This window comes from Streptomyces sp. PSU-S4-23 (genome assembly GCF_055632315.1).
Window position 1 is genome coordinate 6781777 of the sequence record NZ_JBVMUU010000002.1, and the last position, 23683, is coordinate 6805459.

The following is a 23683-nucleotide window of genomic DNA, read 5'->3' on the forward strand; positions in this document are numbered from 1 at the left end:
CGCGGATCCGTTGCAGCCCGAGTTGCAGCCCAAGGAGTGGCATGGAAACCCTCATCAACATCGACAACGGTGGGACCCTCACCGACATCTGCGTCTGGGACGGCACCGGCTTCACCTTCACCAAGACGCTCACCACCCCCCACGACCTCTCCGAATGCCTCTTCACCGGCGTGGAGAAGGCTTCGGCGGCCCTGTACGGCACGCCCGACATCGAGCGGCTGCTGCACGCGACCCAGCACATCCGGTACTCGACCACCCAGGGGACGAACGCGCTCGTCGAGCGCCGCGGCCCGATGATCGGCATCCTCACGCCCCTGCCGGACCTCGGACCGGCGATGCGGGCCACGGCCGCGGAGGAGGAGCTCTTCGAGAGCCTCGTCGGCGACCGCCTCCTCACGATCGACATGGACGCCGACAACGAGACGATCGATTTCGAGGTCGTCCAGCAGGTCAACCGGCTGGCCACGCTCGGAGCCGCCCGCGTGGTCGTCGCGGGGGGTGACCCCGAGCAGGAGCGCCGACTGCGGACGGTCCTGCTCCGCAAGTTCCCCCGGCATCTGCTCGGGTCCATCCCGGTCATCTACAGCTGGGACCTGGCGGGCGACCGCAACGACCCCCGCCGGGTCTGGTCGTGCGTCATCAACTCCTTCCTCCACCCGACGATGGAGCGGTTCCTCTACGGCGCCGAACGGCGCCTGAAGTCCTACAAGGTCCTCAACCCGCTGCTCGTCTACCGCAACGACGGCGCTTCCTCGCGGGTCGCCAAGTCGGTGGCGCTCAAGACCTACTCCTCCGGCCCCCGCGGCGGGCTGGAGGGCACGGCGGCGCTGGCCAGGGCGTACGGGCTCGCACACACCCTCATGATCGACATCGGGGGCACCACGACCGACGTCGGAGTGGTCGTCGGCGACCGGGTCGCGGCGGACGAGCGGGGCACGATCAAGGGAGTCCCGGTCTCCTACCCGATGAGCAACGTCCACTCCAAGGGGGTCGGCGGGTCCTCCGTCATCGCCGTCGAGGACGGGCGGATCACGGTCGGCCCCGCATCCGTCGGGGCGGCCCCGGGGCCGGCGTGCTTCGGCTTCGGCGGCAAGCAGGCGACCATCACCGACGTCAATCTGCTGCTCGGCGTCCTCGACCCGGACACCTATCTCGACGGCACGTTCAGGCTGGACGCGGAGCGCTCCCGGGCCGTCATCACCGACACCATCGCGACCCCGCTCGGGATCGGTCTCGAAGAGGCCCTGGTCCGGATGGAGCAGGCGTACTTCGAGGCGCTGTCCTCGTCGTTCGCGCACCTCGTGACCGAGGACACGACCCTGGCCGCGTTCGGTGGGGCAGGACCGATGAGCGCGACCGGCGCCGCCCGGCCCGCGGGGGTGCGGCAGGTCCTCGTCCCGCGTACGGCGGCGGTCTTCTCCGCGTTCGGGATCGCCTTCTCCGACGTCGGCAAGACCTACGAGGTCGGCGCGCCCAAGCCGACGACCGAGGCGGCGAGGCAGACGTACGACGAACTGCTCGTCCGGGCCGAGCGGGACATGTTCCAGGAGGGCTACGCGCTCGCCGACTGCGAGACCACCTGGGAGCTGAGCGTCGAGGAGGAGGACGGGACGCCGGTGTCGCGCTCCCCCTACCGCCCCGGCGATCCGGTCGACCACCCGGGCCGGGAGGTCTCCCTCCGGCTCACCGTCACCGCCCCGCTGCCGCATCCGGAAGTGACCCCGGAGGAGGAGACCGGGACCCGGCCGGCCCCGGTCGCCGGAACCCGCTCGGTGCGGTCGGCGGCCGACCGGGTCGACGAGGTGCCGGTCCACGTCCTGGCCGAACTCAGCCCCGGGGACACCGCAGCGGGCCCGGCGATCGTCGAGGGTCCCTTCTTCACGGCCCGGGTCCTGCCCGGCTGGACCTTCCGGGTCACCTCGGCCGGCGACCTGCTGCTCCACGACACGCTCTGACCCTTCCCGCGACGCCGCCCCCCCCCGGCCCCCGCCCCCCGCCCCCACCCTCGACCCTCGACCCCTTGTTCTTCCCACCCCGAAGGAGGGCTCCCATGCGAGTCCCCATGACCGAGTACCTCGTCATCGACCTCGACACCGAACGCTGGGTGTGCCGGGTCTGCGACCAGGACATGGGCAGCGCGCACGGCAACTACAAGGAGGGCACCCTGGTTCACGACCGGGACCCCCGCGAGATCCACCAGCCGGTCATCGACCCCGAGCGGTACGAGTTCACCTTCTCCCCGGACCCGGAGTACTGCCGGATCCTCGAGTACTACTGCCCCGGCTGCGGCACCCAGATCGAGACCGAGTACATCCCGCCGGGCCACCCCCCGACGGTCGACATGCTGATCGACGTCGCGGCGCTCCGGGCGCAGTGGGAGGAGCGCGGTGTGGATCCCGAGGAGGTCCACACCTACGGCCCCGGCGACGACGCCCAGAAGTACACCGCCGCCCTCAGGGCCATCGGCCACGTCCGCTGACCGCACCGCGCACACGACACCCCAGGGACAGCCCATGAAGCGCATCTCCGTCGACATCGGCGGCACGTTCACCGACTGCTTCTTCGTCTGGGACGACCAGTACGTGGAGGCCAAGGCCCTCACCACCCACCACAACCTCGCCCTCGGCTTCAACGAGGCCCTCGACCTGGCGTGCCGGCGGGCGGGGCTCGACCGCGGCACCGCCCTCAAGGAGGTCGACTCGGTCCGCTACGCGACGACCCTCGGCACCAACGCGCTCATCGAACGCAAGGGCCCCAAGGTCGCCGCGATCGTCACCCACGGCTTCGAGGACACGATCCCGCTCTCCCGGGGCCGCGGTTACGGCGAGGGCCTGGACTACTCGATGCAGCAGAACCTGCCCGCGGCCGAGCGGCCGGAGCCGATCGTGCCGCGCCAGATGATCCGTTCGGTCAAGGAGCGCATCAACTCGGCGGGCAAGGTCGTCGCCCCGCTCGACCCCGAGGACGTCCGTACGGTCGTGCGCGAACTCGTCGACGCCGGGGCGGAGGCGCTCGTCGTCACCCTCGTCAACGCGACCGAGAACCCGGTCCACGAGCTCGCGATCCAGGAGATCGTCCTGGAGGAGTTCCCCGCGCATGAGCTGGGGGCCATTCCCGTCCTGCTCGGCCACCAGGTCTCGGGCCGCAAGGGCGAGTACGTGCGGGCGACGTCGACGATCATCGACGGCTTCCTCCACGAGATCATGTTCCACGCGCTGTCCCAGCTGTCGAACAACCTGCGCGACTCGGGCTACGACAAGCCGATGCTGGTGATCCACAACTCCGGCGGCATGGCGCAGATGAACTCGACCGACGCCCTCCAGACGATCCATTCCGGCCCGATCGCCGGCGTCGGAGCCGCCGAGCACCTCTCGAACGAGACGGGGCTCGGGCACGTCATCTCGACCGACATGGGCGGCACGTCGTTCGACATCGGCCTCGTGCCCGAGGGCGGCGTCAAGCACTACGACTTCCTGCCCACCATCGACCGCTGGCTCGTCTCGGTGCCGATGGTCCACCTCGACACCCTCGGTGCGGGGGGCGGTTCGATCGCCACGTACGACCGCATCCACGACTCGATCAAGATCGGCCCGGAGTCGGCCGGCTCCAACCCCGGTCCGGCCTGCTACGACCGCGGCGGTCTGCGCCCGACGGTGACCGACGCCGACCTCCTCCTCGGCTACCTCGACCCGGACAACTACGCCAACGGCTACATCAAGCTCAACCCGAAGCGCTCCCGGTTCGCCATCGAGGAGACCCTCTGCGACCCGCTCGACATGGACGTCCTGGACATCGCGCGGGCGATCAAGGACGGGGTGGACGAGCAGATGGCGATCGGTATCGGCAAGGAGCTGCGGGTCCGCGGCTACCTGCCGGAGGACTTCACGATGCTCGCCTACGGCGGCAACGGCCCGCTGCACGCCTGCGGCATCGCCCGCCACGCGGGGATCAGACGAGTGCTGGCCCCGCCGTTCTCCTCGGTGTTCTCCGCCTGCGGCGCCGGGAACATGAAGCAGCTCCACTTCCACGAGCGCGGCGTCCACGTGACGATGTACAACCCGACGACGCGGCACCTCTACGACGAGTACGACGAATTCAACGCCGTGGTCGAGGAACTGGAGGCGCGCGGGCGCGAGGACCTGGTCCGCCAGGGCTTCGCCGCCGAGGACGTGAAGTACCGGCTCGAACTCGACATGCGCTACGGCAACCAGTTGCTCACCCAGGCGGTGGCGCTGGAGGACATCAGCCGCATGAACGGCGTGGCCGACGTCCTCGCCATGATCAAGATCTTCGGTGATGTCTACAGCCACCGCTTCGGGGCGTCGAGCGCCGCTCCGGAGGCCGGCATCCGGTGCAACACCGTCCGGGTCGCGTCCTACGTCGACGGGGACGTGGTGAGCTTCGACTCCCTGGAAGCCGGGGGAGAGCGCACGGTCCCGGCCGAGGTCTCCCGCCGCGACGTCGTCTTCATCGGCCATGACGAGCCGGTCAGCACGCCCGTCCACGACCACAGTGTGCTCACCCACGAGCACGTCGTCCCAGGTCCGGCGATCGTCACCACGGAGAACACGACGTACCTCGTCGAGCCCGGCTGGCGGCTCGAACCGACGCGCCAGGGTGCGGTCTGGTTCCTCCGGGACTGACCCGGCACCGGCCGCCGACCCGCCACGCGAAACAGAAGGAGCCACTGACATGACCACCATCGACGACAGGCCGCCGACACCCCTGACTCCCCAGGAGCAGGAGTGGGTCGACAAGTTCATGGACGAGACGACCCTCTTCCTCGGCCCCGACCCGGCCATCATGCGCGACCACAGCATCGCGCCCAGGTCCACCCATGAGGAGCGGGCCATCGCCGCCGGCGTCGACCGACTCCAGGTCGAGCGCATCCGCAAGCGCATCGCCGGCGCCCTCGACGAGGGTTATGAGATGTGCGAGGCGCAGGGAGCGGCGCCCGGCGCGAAGTGGGGCGACCTCACGACCGCCATCTACACCGCGGCCGGAGACGTCTCCTACCTCTCCTGCCACGGTGTCATCGCCTTCAGCGCGATCCTGCACCACCCGATCCGCTACATCATGAAGTACTGGAAGGACGAGCCCACCGTCGGGATCCACGAGGGCGACGGGTTCATCCACAACGACGCGCGGTTCGGGAACATCCACAACACCGACCAGTCGATGATCATGCCGGTCGTCAGGGACGGCGAGATCATCGCCTGGGTCGCCGCGACCATCCACGAGGGCGAGAACGGTGCCTGCGAGCCGGGCGGTATGCCCTCCGGGTCCGAGACGCCCTTCGACGACGGACTGCGGATGAGCCCTTTCAAGATCGTCGAGCGTGGTCGGCTCCGCCGCGACCTGCTCACCTTCCTCCAGCACTCCGTGCGTGACCCCAAGCTCCAGCTCGCCGACCTCAAGGTGAAGATCACCGCCGTACGCAAGATCATGGAACGGGTCGACAAGATCATCGACGAGGTCGGGGTCGACACCTTCGTCGCGGCCCTGCGCACCACGGTCGAGGACGTCGAGGTGGAGGTGCGCCGGCGGATCAGCGAACTGCCCGACGGCACCTACCGTTTCGACCAGTTCATGGACTCGACCCTGAAGGAGAACATCCTCATCAAGTTCGCCTGCAAGGTGACGGTCAAGGGCGAGAAGATGACCATCGACCTGCGCGGCACGGGCCCGGAGATCCTCAACCGCGCCATCAACAGCCCGCTCTGCTCGGTCAAGTCGATGATCATGCAGGCCATCCTGGCCTTCTGGTGGCCCGACCTGCCGCGCTGCACCTCGGCCATGAGCTGTATCGAGATCATCTCGGACGAGGGCACCTGGGCCGACGCCTCCTACGACGCGCCGATGGGGCAGTCGCTCCAGGCGTCGTTCCGCGGCTTCTCCGCCGCGCAGGCGCTCTACAGCCGGATGTCCTTCTCCACCCCGGAGAAGTACAGCAACGTCGTCGCGAACTGGTTCAACCAGATCAACACGTTCCTGTGGGGCGGAATCACCCAGCACGGCGACATGGTCGGAAACCTCTGCGCGGACCTCAACGGCATGCCGGGCGGCGCCAAGCCCTTCCGGGACGGCGAGGACGCGGTCTCCCCGCTCTTCTGCGCGATGGCCGACACCGCCGAACAGGAGGTCATGGAGGAGGAGGTCCCCTTCATGCAGCTCGTGTCCAAGCGGCTCGTCCGCGACAACATGGGCTTCGGCAAGTTCACCGGCGGAATGGGCTACGAGATGATCGTCGCCGCCGAGGGCACCCCGCAGTGGGGCTTCATGACCGTGACCTCGGGGGCGAAGTTCTCCTCCATCTACGGCATGTACGGCGGCTACGGCTGCGGCACCTACCCGCTCGCCATGGTCAAGGGGACCAACGTCTACGAGCACATCCGCCGGGACAGCAAGAAGTTCGACCTGTCGATCGAGAAGGTGATGAACGAGCGTCCCTTCGAGGACGGCCGCTACTCGACCTACCACATGGGCCTGCAGTTCGACATCGCCAAGGACGGCGAGCTCTACATGATCAGCCAGGGGGCCGGCGGCGGCTACGGCGACCCCCTGGAGCGGCTCCCCGAATCGGTCGTCAAAGACGCCGAACTGGGCCGGATCAGCCAGAAGGCCGCCGAGGAGATCTTCGGGGTGCGCTACGACCCGGAGACCTTCCGGCTGGACGTCGAGGGCACCCGGGCGGCGCGCGAGGCCGCCCGCGCGGCCAGGCTCCGGCGGGGCAAGCCCTATGCCGAGTTCTGTGCCGAGTTCGTCACCCCCGAGCCGCCGGAGAACCTGCACTACTACGGCTCCTGGGGGTCGGACACCGACGACATCACGGCGACGGTCTTCACCATCGACGGCCCGCAGCGGGTGACGGCTCCGCTGAAGGAACTCCCGATCGTCATGGTCCCCGACCGGCGCGAGGTCAAGATCGCCCAGCTTGAGGAGCGGGTCCACGAGCTGGAGGACAAGCACGGCGAGGAGGTGCACCGCAAGTCCTGACCCGCCGTGCGCGACGGGCAGCCGCCCGTGGACCGGTTCGCCGGTCGCCCCCACCCGGTGGGGAGCCGCAGCGAGGCTCCCCGCCCCAGGGCCTGTTCCGAGTTCCCCGCCTGCGCCCCGACGCCCGGCACGCACGCCGCTGCGCCCGCGCTCCGCGCGGACGCCTGGAACCCGGAACAGGCCCTCGTCCGAGCCGCTCCCCGACCCCAGGAACGCCCATGGCCATGGACTTCGCCACCCTCCTCGCCGCCCCGCCCTCCGGCCGGCGGACCGCGTTGATCGTCGACCACCAGCACTACGCCCGGGCGGTCGTCCTGCAGGGCCGCCCCGTCCCGTGGACCGACCCGGTCGCCTTCGCCCAGTACACCGGGCAGGTCCAGGGCCTGCTGCGATCCGACACCACCCTGCTGGACCTGGGCGCCTACTACGACGACGCCCTGGCCCGCGAGGACACGTTGCGCGCCGGCCTGTCCGCCCGGCCGCGGACCGGATACGCCCTGCGCACGCTGCTGGGCCACGAGCCCACCGCCGTCGCCGCCGCCGAGCTGGCCGAGGTCGTGGCGCGGGCCTCGGCCGCCCCGCTCGTCGTGCAGATCCCCTCCCCGATGCTGTGGCTGGCGCGGACCCACGAACTCAGCGGCGCCGGTCCGCTCACGGACCTGACCGCCGATCACGCGGAGACCGCCGCGATGTATGTCGCGGACTGGCTGCGGCGGCTGGCGGCACCGCCGGTCTCGATGCTGCTGCTCGACGAACGCGACCCGCGCCCCGGACGGCTGCCGCAGGTCGACGACAGCGTCTACGCACCGGTCGTCAACGTGACCGACCACTACCGCTGGACGCTGGGCCGCCGGACCGGGCAGGGCGTGACGGTCGGCGGCTCCGGGCTGACCGGACCACGGATCCCGCAGGAGTTCTGGCACGGGGACGGCGCGGCGCTGCCGTCCGGTGACTTCCTCCTCGCCGACATCCCCGCGGACGCCGCGCCGGAGACCGTCCTCGCCCAGCTCGCCAAGCTCAACTGACCGGGAAGGAGACAACGGTGGACAAAGTGGTCGCCACCGCGGCCGAGGCCGTGGCAGGCATCCGGGACGGGGCGTCGGTCGCCTCGGGCGGCTTCGGGATCTGCGGCATCCCCGCCGTGCTCATCGACGCGGTCGTCGAGGCCGGCGTGGAGCGGCTGGAGATCTTCTCCAACAACTGCGGGACCGACGGCGTGGGTCTCGGCAAGCTGCTCGACCGCGGCCGGATCCGCAGGATCGTCGCCTCCTACGTGGGGGAGAACAAGGAGTTCGCCCGGCAGTACCTCGGCGGCGAACTGGAGGTCGAACTCACCCCGCAGGGCACCCTCGCCGAGCGGTTGCGCGCGGCCGGTGTCGGCATCCCCGCGTTCTACACCAGGACCGGCACCGGCACGGCGGTCGCCTCCGGCGGGCTGCCGTGGCGGTACGCCTCCGACGGCCGGGTCGAGGTGGCCTCGCCGGCCAAACCGACCGCCGAGTTCGGCGGCGTCCCGTTCGTGCTGGAGCGGGCCCTGCCGGCGGACTTCGCCCTGGTGCGCGCCTGGAAGGGCGACCGGCACGGCAACCTGGTGTTCCGCAAGGCCGCCCGCAACTTCAACCCGGTCTGCGCCATGGCCGGCCGGATCTCCGTCGCCGAGGTCGAGCACCTCGTCGAACCCGGCGAACTCGACCCGGACGCGGTCCACCTCCCCGGCATCTACATCGACCGAGTCCTGCCGCTGACGCCCGGGCAGATCGCGGACAAGGGCATCGAAAGGCTGACCACCAGGCCCCGCCGGGGCGCGGGACGAGGAGCGTGACCATGGCACTGACCAGAGACGAGATGGCCGCCCGCGCCGCACGGGAACTGAGGGACGGCGACTACGTCAACCTGGGCATCGGGCTGCCGACCCTGGTACCCAACCACGTCGACGCCTCCGTGGAGTTGGTGCTGCAGTCCGAGAACGGCATCCTCGGCACCGGCCCCTACCCGTACGACGGGGACGAGGACCCCGACCTGATCAACGCCGGGAAGGAGACCGTCACGGTACGCCCCGGCGCCAGCTTCTTCGACTCCGGCGCCAGCTTCGGGATGATCCGCTCGGGCCGGATCGACGCGGCGATCCTCGGGGCGATGCAGGTGTCGGCGCGCGGCGACATCGCCAACTGGATGATTCCGGGAAAGATGGTCAAGGGGATGGGCGGCGCGATGGACCTGGTCCACGGCGCGCGCAAGGTGATCGTCCTGATGGAGCATGTCGCCCGGGACGGCACCTTCAAGATCGTCAATGACTGCTCGCTGCCGCTCACCGGCGAACGCGTGGTCCAGCGGATCATCACCGACCTCGCCGTGCTGGACGTCACCGACCACGGGCTGCGTCTGGTCGAGTGTGCGCCCGGGGTCACCGAGGCCGAGGTCCGCGCGGCCACCGAACCCGAGCTGATCACCGGGTCCGTGTGAGCACCGCCCCGCTGCCGTGCCCGAACGTCCCGACCGCGGGATCGGCGTACGGGCGGCGTACGAAGGTCCGTGAGGCGTCACACCCCGAACAGTGAACCGGCCGCGGCCGAGAGCTCCGCGGCGCAGCGGATCGCCGTGTCGGGCGGTGCGGCCATCCGGCGCAGTGCCCCGCACATCACGTCCTCGATCAGGGCCAGGCGGGCGGTGAGGTCGGCCGGGCCGACCGGGCCGCCGCGTGCGCGGCCCACCAGGGCGGTGAGCACGTCCTCGGCCCCCTTCTGCAACTCGGCCGTGCTCTGCCAGCCGCCCGTCCGCTGCCGGCCCGAGGCGCCGGCGGCCGGGAGGCCGAGCGCGTCGGAGAGGTGACGGGGCAGCGTGCCGTGCCAGTTCGTCAGGGCGCCCGCCAGCTCCGCCCGCACCCCGTCGAGGAAGAGCAGCAGCACGGCCGCGCCCATGGACGCGCTGACGGCGGGCGGTTCCGGCCCGCGTCGTCGTCCGGCGCCGGAGCGGTCGACGCCCAGGTACGAGCGCAGGACGACGGGCATGGCCTCGTCCTCGGCGGAGGGGCGGCCTCGTTGGGGCGCCAGCACGGCACACACGGGGGCGATCGCCCGCGCGGCCTGCTCGGCTGCGGTCTGACAGGCGTAGTCAGTGGGCACGAGGCCGCTCCTCTCTGCTGAGACGTCGTTGTCCGCGGCGGCGTCGGTTGTGGGTGTGCACGGACGGCGGCGGCGAATGGTTCACCGTCCGCGCCGCTGTTCGCCCCCTTCCGCGCCGGCTACCACGAAGCCACTCCCCGCCACAAGGCCACCCGGCCCATTTATACAAGAGGAGGTTGTTTATATTCTTCGCATCGTCAATATCGCGTACTCGCGCTGAGGCAGGGCGACAGAGCCCACCTCTACGTCCGTTCGAGGAGAACGCATGGGAACGCCGGACACCACGGCCCAGCACACGACCGAAGACCCAGAGGTTTCCCCGAACGGTCCTCCCGGGCGCAAGCGGGCGCGCATGATCGCTCGCGGCTGGGTGCAGGCGGCCATCCTGGTGACGGCCGTCGGATTCCTGGTCATGGGATTCCTGGCCATGCGCACCTATCAGGCGGAGCCCCCCATCCCGGACCGAGTGGTCACCGCCACCGGTGAGCAGGTGTTCACCGGTGACGACGTCCGGGACGGCCAGCGGGCGTTCCTCCGCAACGGCCTGATGCAGTACGGCTCGATCTTCGGCCACGGCGCCTACCTGGGCCCCGACTTCACCGCCGACTACCTGCACCGCAGCGCCACCTACGTGCAGAAGCGGTACGCGGACGGCGCCTCCGCGAGCGACGCGCATGCCCGTACCGTCGCCGACTTCCGCACCAACCGCTACGACTCCGGCACCGGCACGCTGGTGTGGTCCAAGGCACAGGGCGAGGCGTTCCGGAAGCTGACCGCCCACTACGCGGACCTGCTGGGCCGTCCGGAGGCCAAGCAGGGACTGCGCCCGAACGCGGTGACCGATCCGGCGACCGTCCACGACCTGACGGCGTACTTCGGCTGGTCCGCGTGGGCCGCGGCGGCCGACCGGCCGGGCGAGACCTACTCCTACACCAACAACTGGCCTGCCGAGTCCCTCGTGGACAACGGTCCCACCGGCCACACGATGACGTGGAGCGTGCTCTCCCTCGTCTTCCTGCTGGTGGGCACGGGCGGCCTGTTCGCGGCGTTCGGCCGCTGGAACTTCCTCGGCTGGCACGGCCGCGACCAGCGCATGCTGCGCTTCCACGCGCCGAAGGACGTACGGCTGACCCCCGCTCAGCGCACCACCGCCTGGTTCTTCTTCGTCATGGCCGCGCTCTTCCTCCTCCAGTCCCTGCTGGGGGCCGCCACCCAGCACTACCGTGCGGATCTGGGCAGCTTCTTCGGCATCCCGCTGGACCGCCTGCTGCCGTACAACCTCACCCGCACCTGGCACACACAGCTGGCGATCTTCTGGGTGGTCACCTCGTTCCTGGCCATCGGCATCTTCCTGGCGCCGCTGATCTCCCGCGGCTGGGAGCCCGCCCGGCAGGCACTGCTGTCCCGGCTGCTCCTCGGGGCCCTCGCCGTGGTGGTCTTCGGCTCGCTGCTGGGTGAACTGGCCGGTACCCGGGGCTGGTTCGGCAGCCTGTGGAGCTGGCTCGGCGACCAGGGCTGGGAGTACCTCGACCTCGGGCGGCTGTGGCAGGTGCTGCTGGTGGCCGGGCTGGCCGTGTGGACGCTGATCCTGTTCCGCGGGCTGCGCCGGCGGCTGGCCGCCGAGAGCGTGGCCAACATGCCCTGGATGTTCTTCCTCGCCGCCCTGGCCCTGCCCGCCTTCTACGCGGTCGGCCTGCTGGCCACGCCCGACTCCACGTACACGGCCGCCGACTTCTGGCGGTTCATCGTCGTCCACCTGTGGGTCGAGGACTTCCTGGAGCTGTTCACCACCGTCACCGTCGCCTACCTCTTCGTCCTGCTCGGCGTGGTCCGCGAGCGGGTGGCACTGGCCGTGATCTACCTCGACATCGTGCTGTACAGCGCGGGCGGCGTGATCGGCACCATGCACCACCTGTACTTCTCCGGCGAACCGGCCGAGCACCTCGCCCTGGGCGCGATGTTCTCCGCGCTGGAAGTGGTGCCGCTGCTGTTCCTGACCGTCGAGGCATGGAGCTTCCTGCAGCTCGGCGCCCGCCGGCACAGCCCGTCGGGGACCCCGTTCCCGCACCGCTGGGCGGTCATGTTCCTGGCCGCCGTGGGCTTCTGGAACTTCCTGGGCGCCGGGGTGTTCGGCTTCCTGATCAACCTGCCGATCGTCTCCTACTACGAGATCGGCACCGGGCTGACGGCCAACCACGCGCACGCGGCCATGATGGGCGTCTACGGCATGCTGGCCGTCGGGTTCGCGATGTTCGCGCTGCGCTACCTCATCCCCGAGGACCGCTGGGACGACCGTTGGCCGCGGCTGTCCTTCTGGTCGCTCAACCTGGGCCTGGCGTGGATGAGCTTCGCCACCCTGCTGCCCGGCGGGGCGCTGCAGCTGTACAAGGTCCTCGACGCCGGATACGCCGACGCCCGCAGCCTCGGCTATCTGCAGGGGCACGCGAACACCGTCCTGGAATGGCTCCGGCTGCCCGGTGACGTGGTGTTCCTCGCCGGCGGGGTGCTTCCCCTGCTGTGGATGACCTGGCTGGGCGTGCGCCACCGGGTCAGCGGGTCGCGGAGCCCGGACGCCCCCGGACAGGACCTGCTCTTCACCGAGATCGTCTCCGGCGACGCGGCTCAGGACGAGGCCGCGGAGGACGAGGCCGCAGCCGGGGCCGAGCCGCCGGCGGTCCAGGAGCAGTCGTGAGCGGCGAGGCGGTCTTCGTGGCCCTGTACGCCGTCGTCCTGCTCGCCGTGGTCGGCGTGCTGGAGTTCTACGGCCGCCAGCCCACGAGCGCATGGGCCTCGCAGGTGTTCGCCGGGTACCGGCGGGCCGTGCCGGACGCGCCCCGGCCGGCCGACCCCGGCGACTGGCCGCACTCGGAGGTGGGCCGCTTCCACCGGGTGCTGTCCCTGTTCGTCGCGGCGATCGCGGTCCTGCTGGTCTCGGCGGAGCTGGTGCGCAACCACCGGCCGCTGGAGGCCTTGGCGCTCCTCGCCGCAGGGGGCCCGCACGCCGTGGTCGTCCACCGGCTGCAACGGCGCCTGCGCCGCCCCCGCCGTCCGGAAGACAGGCGGGGAAACACTTCCTGACCTGGGCATCCACCGAACGGGAACGGCACCCGTGAAACACACACCTGTATTTACGAACAAAGTCAAATAAAATAGCGTCCATGACCGAACAGCCCATGACCGATCCCAGTCCTCCGGCCCCCCTGGGAGAGAGCCGCAACCGGGTTCTGGAGATCCTCCGGGCGGAGCAGCAGCCCATGGGCGTACAGGACGTCGCCGCACGCACCGACCTGCACCCCAACACCGCCCGCTTCCACCTCGACGGGCTGGTGGAGGCCGGGCTGGCCACGCGCCACACGGAGGAGCGCGACCAGCCCGGCCGGCCCCGCATGGTCTACCGCGCCGCCGCCGTGGACGCCGCCGGCGGGCTGCGCAGCTACCGCATGCTGGCCGAGATGCTGACCGGCATCGTCATCGACAGACTGCCGCGGCCCGAGCAGGCCGCCGTCGAGGCCGGTGAGACCTGGGGCCGCTATCTGGCCGACCGCCCTGCGCCGCTGGAGCACCTCGACGCCGCCGAGGCGGTCCGGCGGGTGGTGCGGGTCCTTGAGACCATCGGATTCGCGCCCGAAGCGGCACCGGGTGACACGGCGGACGCGGACCAGCAGGTCATCCGCATCCGGCACTGCCCCTTCCGGGAGATCGCCGAGCAGCACCGGGAGGTGGTCTGCTCCCTCCACCTGGGCCTGATGCGCGGTGTGCTGGCGGAGGTGCGCGCCCCGATCGCCGCGGAGCGTCTTGAACCCTTCGTCGAGCCCTCCCTCTGCGTGGCCCGGCTCGCCCCCGCACCCCCGGCCGGCGGGCGGCAGCCCCGCTGACGTCACACCGGCGTCAGCGCGGTCACCTCCGGCGGCTCCCGCAGAAACGCGCCCCGTGCGGCGAGGAACTCCCGGACGTACGTCTGGCGCTCGTGGAACACGAACGCCTCCCGGTCCCGGTAGAGCTCGTAGAAGATCCGCTCGGCGGGTGCCGCGGCGGTGTGGACGGCGTAGACGAGGGTTCCCGGCTCGTGGGCGCGGACGAGGCCGACGGTGCGGGCCACCAGGGCGTCGAAGGCCGGCCCGGCCGCGTCCCGGAGGGCGAACCGCACCAGCAGGGCATAGCCGCCCCGAGGGAGAGTGATCACCGCTGGACCTCCGCGCCGGCCTGGGCGAGCCGTTCGAGTTCGGCGCGTTCGGGGGCGCCCTCCCAGTCGCCGCGGACCGCGCAGGCGGCGGCCCCGCAGATCGCCGCCGTGCGCAGGCGCCGTGCCATGGGGGCGCCCGCGATGCGCTCGGCGAGGTATCCGGCCACGAAGGCGTCGCCGGCGCCCACCGGATCGATCACGGTGGTCGGTATCGCCGCGGTCTCGTGGGCGACGCCGTCCGCGAGCGCGTAGGCGCCGTGCGGGCCGCGTTTGACGACCACTTCCGCGGGCCCGAGCCGGGCCAGCCCGGCGGCCAGCGCGACATGGTCGCCGGACGCGCCGAGCAGGGCCGCCTCGTCCTCGCCGGCGAACAGCACGTCGGCCTGCCGGGCGAGGGGGACGAGGCAGGACCGGGCCTCGTGCCGGGACCACAGTGTGGCGCGGTAGTTGACGTCGAGCGAGACCGGTACGCCGTTCTCACGCGCGAGCCGGACCGCGTACTCGACGGCGTCGCGCGCCGACGCCGACAGGGCCGGGGTGATCCCGGTGACGTGCAGCACCGCAGCACCGGGGACGAGGGACTCGCCGACGTCCTCGGGCGACAGCCGTGACCCGGCGCTGCCGCGCCGGTAGTAGGTGACGCGCCGGTCGACGACGGTCCTGCGGGTCTTGAGCATCAGACCGGTGGGGGCCCCGGCGTCCTCGCGGACGGCGCTGGTGTCGACGCCTTCCGCGCGCAGGCTCGCCAGGACCAGCCTGCCGATCTCGTCGTCGCCCACGCGCCCGATCCACGCGGCCGGGGCGCCCAGCCGCGCCGCTCCGATGGCGACGTTGGACTCGGCCCCGCCGGTGCCGAGTTCCAGGGTCCGCTGGTGGCGCAGCGGGCCCTCGCCGGTCGTGGTCAACAGGCCCATCGTCTCGCCCAGGGTGACCAGGGGGCGGTTGCTCATACGTGTCCTCCTTCTTCCGTACCGCCGGGCCGGGCCGCGGGCGCGGGGCGCTGCGGCCCGGTGCAGGACCGGACGAGGGCGTCGGCCCGCCGGGTGATCTCGTCGAGGGGGGTGCCGCCGTCGCCGACGAGCGGGGTGCCGAGCCCGACGGCGAAGGCACCCGCCCGCAGATACCCGGCGGCCGCGGCGACGGTGATGCCGCCGGTCGGCATCAGACGCAGGTGCGGCAGCGGAGCCCGTACCTGCCGCAGATAGTCCGGGCCGAAGACGGCGGCCGGGAACACCTTGACGGCCGCCGCACCCTCACGCGCGGCCGCGAGCATCTCCGAGGGGGTCAGGGCGCCCATCACCACGGGGACCCCGTGCGGGGCGCAGCGGCCGACGACACCCTCGACCCGTGCGGGGGTCACCACGAACGCGGCGCCGGCCGCGCAGGCGTCCGCCGCCTGGGCGGGTGCGATGACGCTGCCCACGCCCACGGTGAGTCCCAGCTCCCGCAGGGCGGCCACACTGTCCAGGGCGCCGGGCGAGGTCATCGTCACCTCGACGCAGGTGACGCCGCCGGCCGCCAGGGCGCGCGCGACGGCCGGAAAGCCGCTCGCGTCGGCGGCGCGCAGCACCGCCACCACGCGGCGCCGGGCCAGCTCGTCCAGGATCCCGTTCACGGCAGTACCTCTCCTTCACGGGCCACGCGGATCGCCTGCGCGGCGATGGTCAGGGCCGGGTTCATGGCGGCGGACGACGGGAGGAACGAGGCGTCGACCACGAACAGGTTGCGTACGTCATGGCTGCGGCAGTACGGGTCGAGGACCGACCGGGCGGGGTCCTCGCCGGCGCGGAGTGTGCCGCACTGGTGGGAGTTGGTCTCCACACCGAAGGTGTCCGCGGCGACGAACCGGTAGCCGGCCCGGCGCATCATCCGCCGCGCGCGGGCGACCAGTTCCCGGTGGGCGCGGGTGTTGGTCGGGCTCCAGTGGACCCGGACACGCCCCGAGGACGCCAGGACCACCCGGTTGTCGTCGTGCGGCAGGTCCTCCGACATCACCCACCACTCCACGCTGTGCGCGGTCACGGTGCGCAGGAGGGGGCGCGGCAGCCGCGGCCGGGCGGCCTTGAGCATGGCGGCCTGCAGCTTGCCCAGCAGCTGGATGTTGCCCAGCGGGTAGGGGCCGCCCCGCCCGGGGCGGTAGTAGTCGTTGACCGCGAGCGTCTTCTGGAACCAGGTGGGGTTGGGGCGGCGCATGTCCACGGCCAGCAGGGCGGTGTTGTTGTGCTGCATGTAACCCCGGCCGACCAGACCGGAGGAGTTGCCCAGGCCGTGGGGGTGGGCCGCGGACTGCGAGCGCAGCAGCAGCGCGGCGGACTCCACGGCGCCCGCGCCGACGACGAACGTGCCCGCGCGCAGTTCGAGCGGGGCCCCGCCGCGTTCGGCCCGGGCCGCCACCACGGTGCGCCCGGAGGGATCGGTGTCCAGGCGCACCACGCGTGTCCCGGTCAGCAGCCGGACCCGGCCGCCTTCGAGGGCCGGGCGCACCCCGCAGGTCTCCGCGTCGCTCTTGGCCCCCACCAGGCAGGGGAAGCCGTCGCAAGTGCGGCAGCGCACACAGGCGCCGCCCTCGCCCCGGTCGACGCCCATGGCCAGGGCGTAGGGGTGCAGGCCCTGGCGGCGCAGCCGTTCGGCGAGGTCGGCCACGTAGGGCTCGTGGCCGAGCGCGGGGAAGGGGTACGGGCCCGAGCGGTGGGGCTCGGTGGGGTCCTCGCAGGGCGAGCCGTGCACCCGGTACCACTGCTCGGCGACCGCGTAGTGCGGTTCGAGGTCGGCGTAGGAGAACGGCCAGGCCGGAGAGGTGCCCTCCCAGTGTTCCACCGCGGTGAAGTCCTCCTCGCGGAAGCGGGGCAGGCCGGCCCCGTACACCTTGGTGCTGCCGCCCACGTACTGGTGGACGCCCGGAGTGAAGGTGCGCCCCGTCCGGTCCTCCCACGGCGGGGCGTTCTTGTAGCGCCGTCGCTCGAAGACGTCGGCGGGGGACCAGTTCTGCGGTTCCCGGGGCAGGAAGCCACCCTGTTCGACGAGCAGGATCCGGGCTCCGCTGCCGGCCAGGGCGCGGGCGAGGGTGCCCCCGCCCATGCCGGTGCCGATGATCAGCACATCGCAGTCGACGACCGGGCCCACCTCGCCCGTGACGAGGGCGGGGGAGGAGGCGGACCACAGGCCGGCGGTGCTCACTTGACCGATCCCGCCGTCAGGCCGCGGATGAAGTACTTGCCGAGCAGCAGATAGATCAGCGCGGTCGGCACGGCCGCGATGACCGCCCCGGCCATGACGACGTTCCAGTTCACGGACTGGGTGCCCGAGAGGTTGTTCAGCGCCACGGTGACGGGCTGGCTCGCGGGGTCGGGCACGACGACGATGCCGAAGACGAAGTCGTTCCAGATGTTGGTGAACTGGAAGATCCCGGCGACCACGAACCCGGGCAGCGACAGCGGCAGCATCACCCGCCAGAACGTCTGCAGCACACCGGCCCCGTCGATCGAGGCCGCCTCCACGATGGCCTGCGGCACCGCCGCATAGTAGTTGCGGAAGATGAGGGTGGCGATGGGGATGCCGTAGACGACGTGGACGAGCACGAGCCCGGGGATGGTGCCGTACAAGCCGATCTGCTGGAGGAACGTCACCAGCGGGATGAGCACGGCCTGGTACGGGATGAACATGCCCAGCAGCATGATCGTGAAGACCAGGTTGGCCTTCGGGAAGCGCACCTTCGACAGGACGAACCCGTTGAGCGCGCCGACCAGCGAGGAGATGACGGTCGCGGGCACCACCATCAGCAGGCTGTTGACGAAGTTGCCGGACAGCCGCGACCACGCCTCGTGGTAGCCGTCGAGGCTGAGCGGGGACGGCAGGTGCCACATGGTGGAGACATCGGCCTGCGCCGGCGACTTCAGCCCCGCGGAGACCATGACGTAGACCGGCAGCAGGAACAGCAGCGTGCCCACGGTCAGGGCCGCGACGACGGCCCACTGGCCGGGGGTGCGGGGCAGGCGGCGGCGCCGCGTCCGGTCGCCGGGCGCCCCGGGGCCCGGGCCGCCGGGCGGTCCGGCGGCGACGGAGGCCGGGAGCTGGGTGACGGCGGCCATGTCAGGAGTCCTCTCGGGTGTAGGTGCGGGCGAGGTAGGGCACGACGACCGCGCACACCAGCAGCAGCATCACCACGCTCGCCGCGGCGCCGGCGTTGTAGCGCAGCGCGCGGAACATCTGCTCGTAGACGAAGATGCCGGGGACGTCCGTGCTGAAGCCGACTCCGCTGCCCGCCATCGCGTACACCAGGTCGAAGATCTTCAGGCTGACGTGCCCCAGGATGACCAGGGTGGTCACGGTGACCGGCCGCAGCATCGGCAGGATCACCTTGCGATAGGTCTGCAGATGCCCGGCGCCGTCCATCAGGGCGGCCTCCCGGACCTCGTCGGGGACGGCGGCGAGACCGGCGAGGTACATGGCCATCGCGAACCCGCCGAGCTGCCAGGCGGCGGCGATCACGACGGGGATGAGGGCGAGGGGGATGCCCACCTGGGTGTGCAGATAGGTTCCGCCCGGGATGACCGCCTCCAGTACGCCGTTGAGCTGCCCGACGACGCGCTGGTCGCTGATCCAGTCGGGGCGCAGCGGCGTGCCGGTCACGGAGGCGTAGGCGCTCGACACGCCGGTCGCGTCGAGCAGCAGGTTGGCGCCGGTCTGCGGGGTGAAGATCCACCGCCAGACCACACCGGTGACGATGAACGACAGGGCGTAGGGGAAGAGGAAGACGCTGCGGAAGAAGGCCCGCCCGACCACGACGTGGTGCACCAGGACGGCCAGCACCAGACCCAGGGCGACGGAGGCGAGGAGGAACAGCACAGTGAAGACGACGGTGTTGCGCAGGTCCGCCTGGAACCGGGGCGTGGCGAACAGCTCGGCGTAGTTGCCCAGGGCGGAGTCGCGCAGGGTGGTGTCGCGGTTGAAGGGGTTCCACCGCTGGGTCAGGGAGATGAAGACCGTGAAGCCGATGAAGCCGTAGACGAAGACGGCCAGCAGGATGAAGCTCGGGGCGACGAGCGCCGGGCCGAGCCAGGTGCGGCGCAGCCGGGCCCAGCGCCCGTGGCTCGTGAGGCGGCCGGTGCGGGCGGGCCGCCGCGCCGGGACCGTGCTCGTGTGGGTCATGGTGGACTCTTCTGTCGCTGGGGGTTCGGTGGTCGGGTGTCCTCGGCCGGGAGGGCCGAGGACACCCCGCTGCGGACGCCGTGCGTCACTTCTCGGCGGCGCCGTCGAGTGCCTCGACGAAGGCGTCGATGTCGTGGCTCGCGTTCAGCTGGTTGACGGCGTCGAAGAAGGTCTGCTGGAAGCGCGGCGACGTGGCCTCACCGTGCACCAGCGTGCTGACCAGCGTCTCCTTGCGGAAGTCCTGGGCGGCCGCCTGCTGGTAGGCCCCCAGCGACGACACGTCGACATCGGTGCGGACGGGCGTGGAGCCCTTGGCCTTGTTGAAGGCCAGCTGGCTCTCCTTGCTGCCGACCGAGGCGATCCACTTCTTCACCAGGTCGGGGTTCTTGCCGGCGGCCGAGGCCACGAAGACGTCGCCGACGGTGACGAAGACGTGCTCCGAGCCGGGGAAGGGCACGTACCCGAAGTCCTTGCCGTCGCGCTGGCCGTCCTTGACCAGTTCGCCGTACGCCCAGTCGCCCATGGTGTTGAAGGCGCAGCCGCCGTCGGCCATCCGCTTGACGGCCTGGTCCCAGGTCAGCGCGGAATGGTCGCCGTTGACCCGGCCGAGCAGCCCGGTGTACTCCTTCACCGCGGCGCGGACCTGCGGGTCGGACCACTTCATGCGGCCGCTCACCAGCCGGTCCCAGCCGTCGGCGCCGAGCCGGCCGACGAGGACGTTCTCCAGCACCTCGGCGGAGGCGAAGATGTCCTTGTCGCCCAGGCACAGCGGTGTCCTGCCCTTGGCGCGGAGCTTGTCCAGGGCGCGGTCGAACTCCTGCTGGGTGAGCTGGTCGCCGACACTGATCCCGGCGTCGGCGAGGACCTTCTTGTTGAACCACAGGACGTTGCCGCGGTGGACGCCGGTGAGGACGCCGTAGACCTTGCCGTCGCGGCTCATCGCGTCGACGAGCGGCTTCGGCATGACGGACGTCCACTTGTTGGCGGTGTAGACGTCGGTGAGGTCGAGGGCCAGGCCGTTGTCGAGGATCTCGCTCATCGCCTTGCCGGGGTGGGTCTGCCAGGTGTCCGGCGGGTTGCCGCCGACCAGCCGGGTCTGCAGGACCTGCTGGGCGTTGGAGCCGCCGCCGCCGGAGACCGCGCCGTTGCGGACGGTCGCGCCGGGGTTGGCCTTCTTGAAGTTGCCGATCAGGGCGTCGAGGGCGGCGGCCTCCGATCCGGAGGTCCACCAGGAGAACACCTCCACCTGGTTGGTCTTCTCACTGCCGCCGACCGATCCACCGCCGCAGGCGGTGGCCGTCAGGGCGGCCGCGGCGGTCAGCGCCACGGCCCACAGGGGCGTCCTTCTCATGTCGTCGAGCTCCTTGTGCGTACGGGTGGGTGCGGGGTTCACCGGCTGGGGACGCGCGGGCGTGCCACGGCAGCGGGCGGCTGGGCGTGGGGGGTTGCCCGGGGAGGGGAAAGGAGTGAGGGGAAGGGAGGGGAGCGGACAGGCCGGCCGCCGACCGCGGCGGCGGTGGCCGGCGCGGCCGGCCGCGGCCGTGCGGGGAGACGGTCAGACGGCCGGCCGGGGGCCGGACACGGCGGTCAGGGGGCCGCCGAGGATCTTGTGGAGCGCCTCGGTGAAGAAGTAGTCGCCCCACATGACGCTCTCGTCGACACCGAGTCCCTTGGACTCGTGGTAGGAGCCGCGCTTGAGCACGCCCTCCCAGGACGGATCGTGCGAGGCCAGGAAGTCCTCCTGGCACAGCCGTTCCAGGGCGGCGAACGCGTGGCCGCGGTAGCGCGCCGCCCGTTCGTCGTCCACCAGCTCCGCGAGCTGGAGCAGACCGCTGGCCGCGATCGCGGCCGCGGAGGACTCGTAGGGCAGACGGGGGTCGGGTTCGTCCCAGTCGTTCGGCGGGACGAGCCGGTCCCCGGTGCGGGAGATGTAATGCTCGGCGCAGGCGATCGCGGTGTCCAGGTAGTCGCGCTCGCCGGTGAGGGCGTGACAGGTGCCGAACCCGTACAGCGCCCAGGTCTGGCCGCGTGCCCAGCAGGAGTCGGCGCGCCAGCCCTGCTGGGTGCTCTGGCGCAGGAACTCGCCGGTGGACAGGTCGAACACGCCCTCGTGCGCGGTGCTGCCGTCGCCGCGGACCAGATGGCGCCGCGTGGTGCGGCAGTGCTGGTGGGCGACGTCCAGCAGGGCGTCGTCCCCGCTGTGCTGGGCGGCGTGGAAGACGATGCCCACGTTCATCATGATGTCGATGAACAGGCTGTCGGGGGCGAGGAAGGACCGCAGGTACCGTCCCGCCGGGTTGTAGCGCAGGCCCATGGTGCGCCCGGCGGTCACCACGATGTCGTTCCTGGACGCGTCGCCGGTCAGGTCGTACCACCGCTTCCAGGTGGGCCAGAAGACGAACCCGAGGTCGTGCACGGTCCGGTCGTGCTTGCGGTCCTCCACCAGCAGCGAGTAGTGCTCGGCCCGGCGCCGCCACAGCGGATCGCCCGTGACCTCGGCGAAGATCCACATCTGGCCGCCGAGGAAGCCCTCGCACCAGTTGGTCCACGACTCCTTCTGGTGGTGCCACCGGCCGTTCTCGGTGTACAGGGGGAAGTAGTCGCCGTGCGAGGTGACCAGCCGGTCCACCTTCTCCTGGGCGACCCCGAGGGCGCGTTCGGCCGCGGCGCGCAGCGAGGCGGGCGGATTCAGCCCCCGCGCGGCGCCGGCGACGGTGTCGGTCATGGTCTGTCCGTTCCTTCCAGGGGGACCCACGGGCTGCGCCGTGGGCCGGTGTGCACCACCACGCTCTTCAGCTCGGTGAAGGCGTCGATGGCGTGCCGTCCGAGTTCGCGGCCGATGCCGCTCTCGCCGTAGCCCCCGAAGCTGATCTCGGGGAACCCGTCCATGAAGCAGTTGACCCAGACCGTCCCGGCCCGGCTGCGGCGCGCGTAGGCCAGGGCGGTGTCGACGTCCCGTGTCCACACCGCCGACGACAGGCCGTACGGGGTGGAGTTGGTGATCGAGACCGCCTCGTCGAGGGAGCCGAAGCGCAGCACGGACAGCACCGGCCCGAAGATCTCCGTCGTCGCGATCGACATGTCGGCGGTGACGTGGTCGAAGACGGTCGGGGCGTAGAACCGTCCCGCGGGGGTGTCGAGGCGGTGCCCGCCGAGCAGCAGTTCCGCGCCGGCCTCGGTGCCCTCGCCGACGAGCCGTTCGATGACCCGCAGCTGCTCGTCGCTGGCGATGGCCCCGACCTTGGTGGTCTCGTCGAGGGGGTCTCCCACCACCACCCGCCGGGCGTGCCCCACCACGCGCCGGACGAACTCGTCGGCGATGTCGCGGTGCACCAGCAGTCTGCTGCCGGAGTTGCAGCATTCGCCCTGGTTGAACAGCACGCCGAAGACCACGGCGTCGACGGCGGCGTCGAGATCGGCGTCGGGGAAGACGACCTGGGGGTTCTTGCCGCCCAGTTCCAGCTCGACCCGCTTGAGGGTCCGGGCCGCGGCGGTCATGACCTTCTTGCCCACCTCCGTGGAGCCGGTGAAGGAGACCACGTCCACGTGCGGGTGTTCGCTCAGCCGGGCCCCGACGTCTCCCCTGCCGGTGACGACGTTGACCACACCGGCCGGGACGCCGGCCTCGGTCAGCAGGTCGCCGAGGATGAGGGTGGTCCCCGGCGTCAGCTGGCTCGGCTTGACCACCGCGGTGCAGCCGACGGCGAGCGCGAAGGGCAGCTTCTGGCTGACGATCAGCAGGGGGAAGTTCCAGGGGGTGATGATGCCGGCGACGCCGACCGGTTCGCGCAGGGCCAGGCCCAGGTAGTCGCCGCCGAGGGCGTTGTGGGCGTCGCCGTAGGCGTGCTGGGCCAGGGTGGCGGCGTAGTACCACAGCTCGGCGGTGGTGGCGACCTCCCCGCGTGCCTGGGCGACGGGCTTGCCGCTCTCCAGCGCCTCCACACGGGCCAGTTCCTCGGCGTGTTCCTCCACGAGCGCGGCGACACGCCGCAGGACGCGGGCGCGCTCCATGCCGGGCAGGTCCCGCCAGCGGCCGTCGTCGAACGCCTTCCTGGCGGTTTCCACGGCCAGGTCGACCTCCTCCGCGGTCGCCTCGACGTATTCGCCCACGACGCGGTCGTGGGCCGGGCTGGTGCGGGTGAACAGCCGCCCGCCGGGCGCGTGGACGTGCTCGCCGCCGATGAGCAGCGGATAGCGGCGCGGCGCCGTGGTGTCGGTGGTGGTCATGGCAGGG

General features: G+C 71.4%; 20 protein-coding genes. 10 read left to right on the forward strand and 10 right to left on the reverse strand.

The window, feature by feature from the left end:
* Positions 1-41: 41 nt before the first annotated feature.
* The 7 genes from ACZ79I_RS30795 to ACZ79I_RS30825 all read left to right on the forward strand — a co-directional run bounded on the left by ACZ79I_RS30795 (position 42) and on the right by ACZ79I_RS30825 (position 9459).
* Positions 42-1955 (forward strand): hydantoinase/oxoprolinase family protein, encoded by a 1914-nt coding sequence (locus tag ACZ79I_RS30795; protein ID WP_471501538.1) that lies wholly within the window; start codon positions 42-44, stop codon positions 1953-1955.
* Between the two features lie 95 nt (positions 1956-2050).
* Complete coding sequence (locus tag ACZ79I_RS30800) at positions 2051-2479, forward strand: acetone carboxylase subunit gamma (protein ID WP_381085119.1); 429 nt, start codon at positions 2051-2053, stop codon at positions 2477-2479.
* 34 nt (positions 2480-2513) lie between these two features.
* Complete coding sequence (locus tag ACZ79I_RS30805) at positions 2514-4643, forward strand: hydantoinase/oxoprolinase family protein (RefSeq protein ID WP_471501541.1); 2130 nt, start codon at positions 2514-2516, stop codon at positions 4641-4643.
* Positions 4644-4692: 49 nt separating this feature from the next.
* Positions 4693-6996 carry a hydantoinase B/oxoprolinase family protein gene (locus tag ACZ79I_RS30810; RefSeq protein WP_471501543.1) on the forward strand — a complete coding sequence of 768 codons (2304 nt, stop codon included), beginning with the start codon at positions 4693-4695 and terminating at the stop codon, positions 6994-6996.
* 218 nt (positions 6997-7214) lie between these two features.
* Entirely contained in the window at positions 7215-8021 is an 807-nt protein-coding gene (locus tag ACZ79I_RS30815) for a hypothetical protein (protein WP_471501545.1), read from the forward strand.
* A gap of 17 nt (positions 8022-8038) precedes the next feature.
* The gene (locus ACZ79I_RS30820; protein WP_471501547.1) at positions 8039-8818 is read left to right on the forward strand and encodes a CoA transferase subunit A; all 780 of its coding nucleotides are present in this window, start codon (positions 8039-8041) and stop codon (positions 8816-8818) included.
* 2 nt (positions 8819-8820) lie between these two features.
* The gene (locus tag ACZ79I_RS30825) at positions 8821-9459 is read left to right on the forward strand and encodes a CoA transferase subunit B (protein ID WP_471501549.1); all 639 of its coding nucleotides are present in this window, start codon (positions 8821-8823) and stop codon (positions 9457-9459) included.
* A gap of 77 nt (positions 9460-9536) precedes the next feature.
* On the opposite strand, the gene ACZ79I_RS30830 is transcribed toward ACZ79I_RS30825, so the two are convergent.
* Positions 9537-10118, reverse strand: coding sequence for a hypothetical protein (locus ACZ79I_RS30830; protein ID WP_471501551.1), 582 nt, complete (start codon positions 10116-10118; stop codon positions 9537-9539).
* Between the two features lie 265 nt (positions 10119-10383).
* On the opposite strand from ACZ79I_RS30830, the gene ACZ79I_RS30835 reads away from it, so the two are divergent.
* From ACZ79I_RS30835 to ACZ79I_RS30845, 3 genes are all read left to right on the forward strand, one after another.
* Positions 10384-12810: a nitric-oxide reductase large subunit gene (locus ACZ79I_RS30835; RefSeq protein ID WP_471501553.1), complete on the forward strand. Its 2427-nt coding sequence runs from the start codon at positions 10384-10386 to the stop codon at positions 12808-12810.
* Positions 12807-13196, forward strand: coding sequence for a hypothetical protein (locus tag ACZ79I_RS30840; RefSeq protein WP_471501555.1), 390 nt, complete (start codon positions 12807-12809; stop codon positions 13194-13196). Before ACZ79I_RS30835 ends, ACZ79I_RS30840 begins: the two co-directional genes overlap by 4 nt.
* A gap of 80 nt (positions 13197-13276) precedes the next feature.
* Positions 13277-13993, forward strand: a complete 717-nt coding sequence (locus ACZ79I_RS30845) for a helix-turn-helix transcriptional regulator (protein WP_471501557.1) — start codon at positions 13277-13279, stop codon at positions 13991-13993.
* 2 nt (positions 13994-13995) lie between these two features.
* On the opposite strand, the gene ACZ79I_RS30850 is transcribed toward ACZ79I_RS30845, so the two are convergent.
* The 9 genes from ACZ79I_RS30850 to ACZ79I_RS30890 form a co-directional block, all read right to left on the reverse strand.
* Positions 13996-14301 (reverse strand): putative quinol monooxygenase, encoded by a 306-nt coding sequence (locus tag ACZ79I_RS30850; RefSeq protein ID WP_471501559.1) that lies wholly within the window; start codon positions 14299-14301, stop codon positions 13996-13998.
* On the reverse strand, positions 14298-15251 hold the full coding sequence (locus ACZ79I_RS30855; protein WP_471501561.1) for a sugar kinase: 954 nt from the start codon (positions 15249-15251) through the stop codon (positions 14298-14300). Before ACZ79I_RS30855 ends, ACZ79I_RS30850 begins: the two co-directional genes overlap by 4 nt.
* On the reverse strand, positions 15248-15916 hold the full coding sequence (locus ACZ79I_RS30860; protein ID WP_471501563.1) for a bifunctional 4-hydroxy-2-oxoglutarate aldolase/2-dehydro-3-deoxy-phosphogluconate aldolase: 669 nt from the start codon (positions 15914-15916) through the stop codon (positions 15248-15250). Before ACZ79I_RS30860 ends, ACZ79I_RS30855 begins: the two co-directional genes overlap by 4 nt.
* Complete coding sequence (locus ACZ79I_RS30865) at positions 15913-17478, reverse strand: GMC oxidoreductase (protein ID WP_471501565.1); 1566 nt, start codon at positions 17476-17478, stop codon at positions 15913-15915. The genes ACZ79I_RS30860 and ACZ79I_RS30865 overlap by 4 nt, the downstream gene beginning before the upstream one ends.
* Positions 17475-18389 (reverse strand): carbohydrate ABC transporter permease, encoded by a 915-nt coding sequence (locus ACZ79I_RS30870; protein ID WP_471501567.1) that lies wholly within the window; start codon positions 18387-18389, stop codon positions 17475-17477. Before ACZ79I_RS30870 ends, ACZ79I_RS30865 begins: the two co-directional genes overlap by 4 nt.
* A 1-nt stretch (position 18390) precedes the next feature.
* A complete protein-coding gene (locus ACZ79I_RS30875; RefSeq protein WP_471501569.1) occupies positions 18391-19449 on the reverse strand; it encodes a carbohydrate ABC transporter permease in 1059 nt (352 codons plus the stop codon).
* An 85-nt stretch (positions 19450-19534) separates the two neighbouring features.
* Positions 19535-20800: an ABC transporter substrate-binding protein gene (locus tag ACZ79I_RS30880; RefSeq protein ID WP_471501571.1), complete on the reverse strand. Its 1266-nt coding sequence runs from the start codon at positions 20798-20800 to the stop codon at positions 19535-19537.
* A 204-nt stretch (positions 20801-21004) separates the two neighbouring features.
* Positions 21005-22174, reverse strand: coding sequence for a glycoside hydrolase family 88 protein (locus ACZ79I_RS30885; RefSeq protein ID WP_471501573.1), 1170 nt, complete (start codon positions 22172-22174; stop codon positions 21005-21007).
* Positions 22171-23676, reverse strand: coding sequence for an aldehyde dehydrogenase family protein (locus ACZ79I_RS30890; protein ID WP_471501575.1), 1506 nt, complete (start codon positions 23674-23676; stop codon positions 22171-22173). Before ACZ79I_RS30890 ends, ACZ79I_RS30885 begins: the two co-directional genes overlap by 4 nt.
* Positions 23677-23683 lie beyond the last annotated feature (7 nt).

Bases quoted from the DNA above. Each gene is read 5' to 3' on its own strand.
- ACZ79I_RS30795 (WP_471501538.1), top strand. From the start codon at position 42: ATGGAAACCCTCATCAACATCGACAACGGTGGGACCCTCACCGACATC.
- ACZ79I_RS30835 (WP_471501553.1), top strand. From the start codon at position 10,384: ATGGGAACGCCGGACACCACGGCCCAGCACACGACCGAAGACCCAGAG.
- ACZ79I_RS30805 (WP_471501541.1), top strand. From the start codon at position 2,514: ATGAAGCGCATCTCCGTCGACATCGGCGGCACGTTCACCGACTGCTTC.
- ACZ79I_RS30885 (WP_471501573.1), bottom strand. From the start codon at position 22,174: ATGACCGACACCGTCGCCGGCGCCGCGCGGGGGCTGAATCCGCCCGCC.
- ACZ79I_RS30845 (WP_471501557.1), top strand. From the start codon at position 13,277: ATGACCGAACAGCCCATGACCGATCCCAGTCCTCCGGCCCCCCTGGGA.
- ACZ79I_RS30875 (WP_471501569.1), bottom strand. From the start codon at position 19,449: ATGACCCACACGAGCACGGTCCCGGCGCGGCGGCCCGCCCGCACCGGC.
- ACZ79I_RS30800 (WP_381085119.1), top strand. From the start codon at position 2,051: ATGCGAGTCCCCATGACCGAGTACCTCGTCATCGACCTCGACACCGAA.
- ACZ79I_RS30825 (WP_471501549.1), top strand. From the start codon at position 8,821: ATGGCACTGACCAGAGACGAGATGGCCGCCCGCGCCGCACGGGAACTG.
- ACZ79I_RS30815 (WP_471501545.1), top strand. From the start codon at position 7,215: ATGGCCATGGACTTCGCCACCCTCCTCGCCGCCCCGCCCTCCGGCCGG.
- ACZ79I_RS30810 (WP_471501543.1), top strand. From the start codon at position 4,693: ATGACCACCATCGACGACAGGCCGCCGACACCCCTGACTCCCCAGGAG.
- ACZ79I_RS30890 (WP_471501575.1), bottom strand. From the start codon at position 23,676: ATGACCACCACCGACACCACGGCGCCGCGCCGCTATCCGCTGCTCATC.
- ACZ79I_RS30870 (WP_471501567.1), bottom strand. From the start codon at position 18,389: ATGGCCGCCGTCACCCAGCTCCCGGCCTCCGTCGCCGCCGGACCGCCC.
- ACZ79I_RS30855 (WP_471501561.1), bottom strand. From the start codon at position 15,251: ATGAGCAACCGCCCCCTGGTCACCCTGGGCGAGACGATGGGCCTGTTG.
- ACZ79I_RS30880 (WP_471501571.1), bottom strand. From the start codon at position 20,800: ATGAGAAGGACGCCCCTGTGGGCCGTGGCGCTGACCGCCGCGGCCGCC.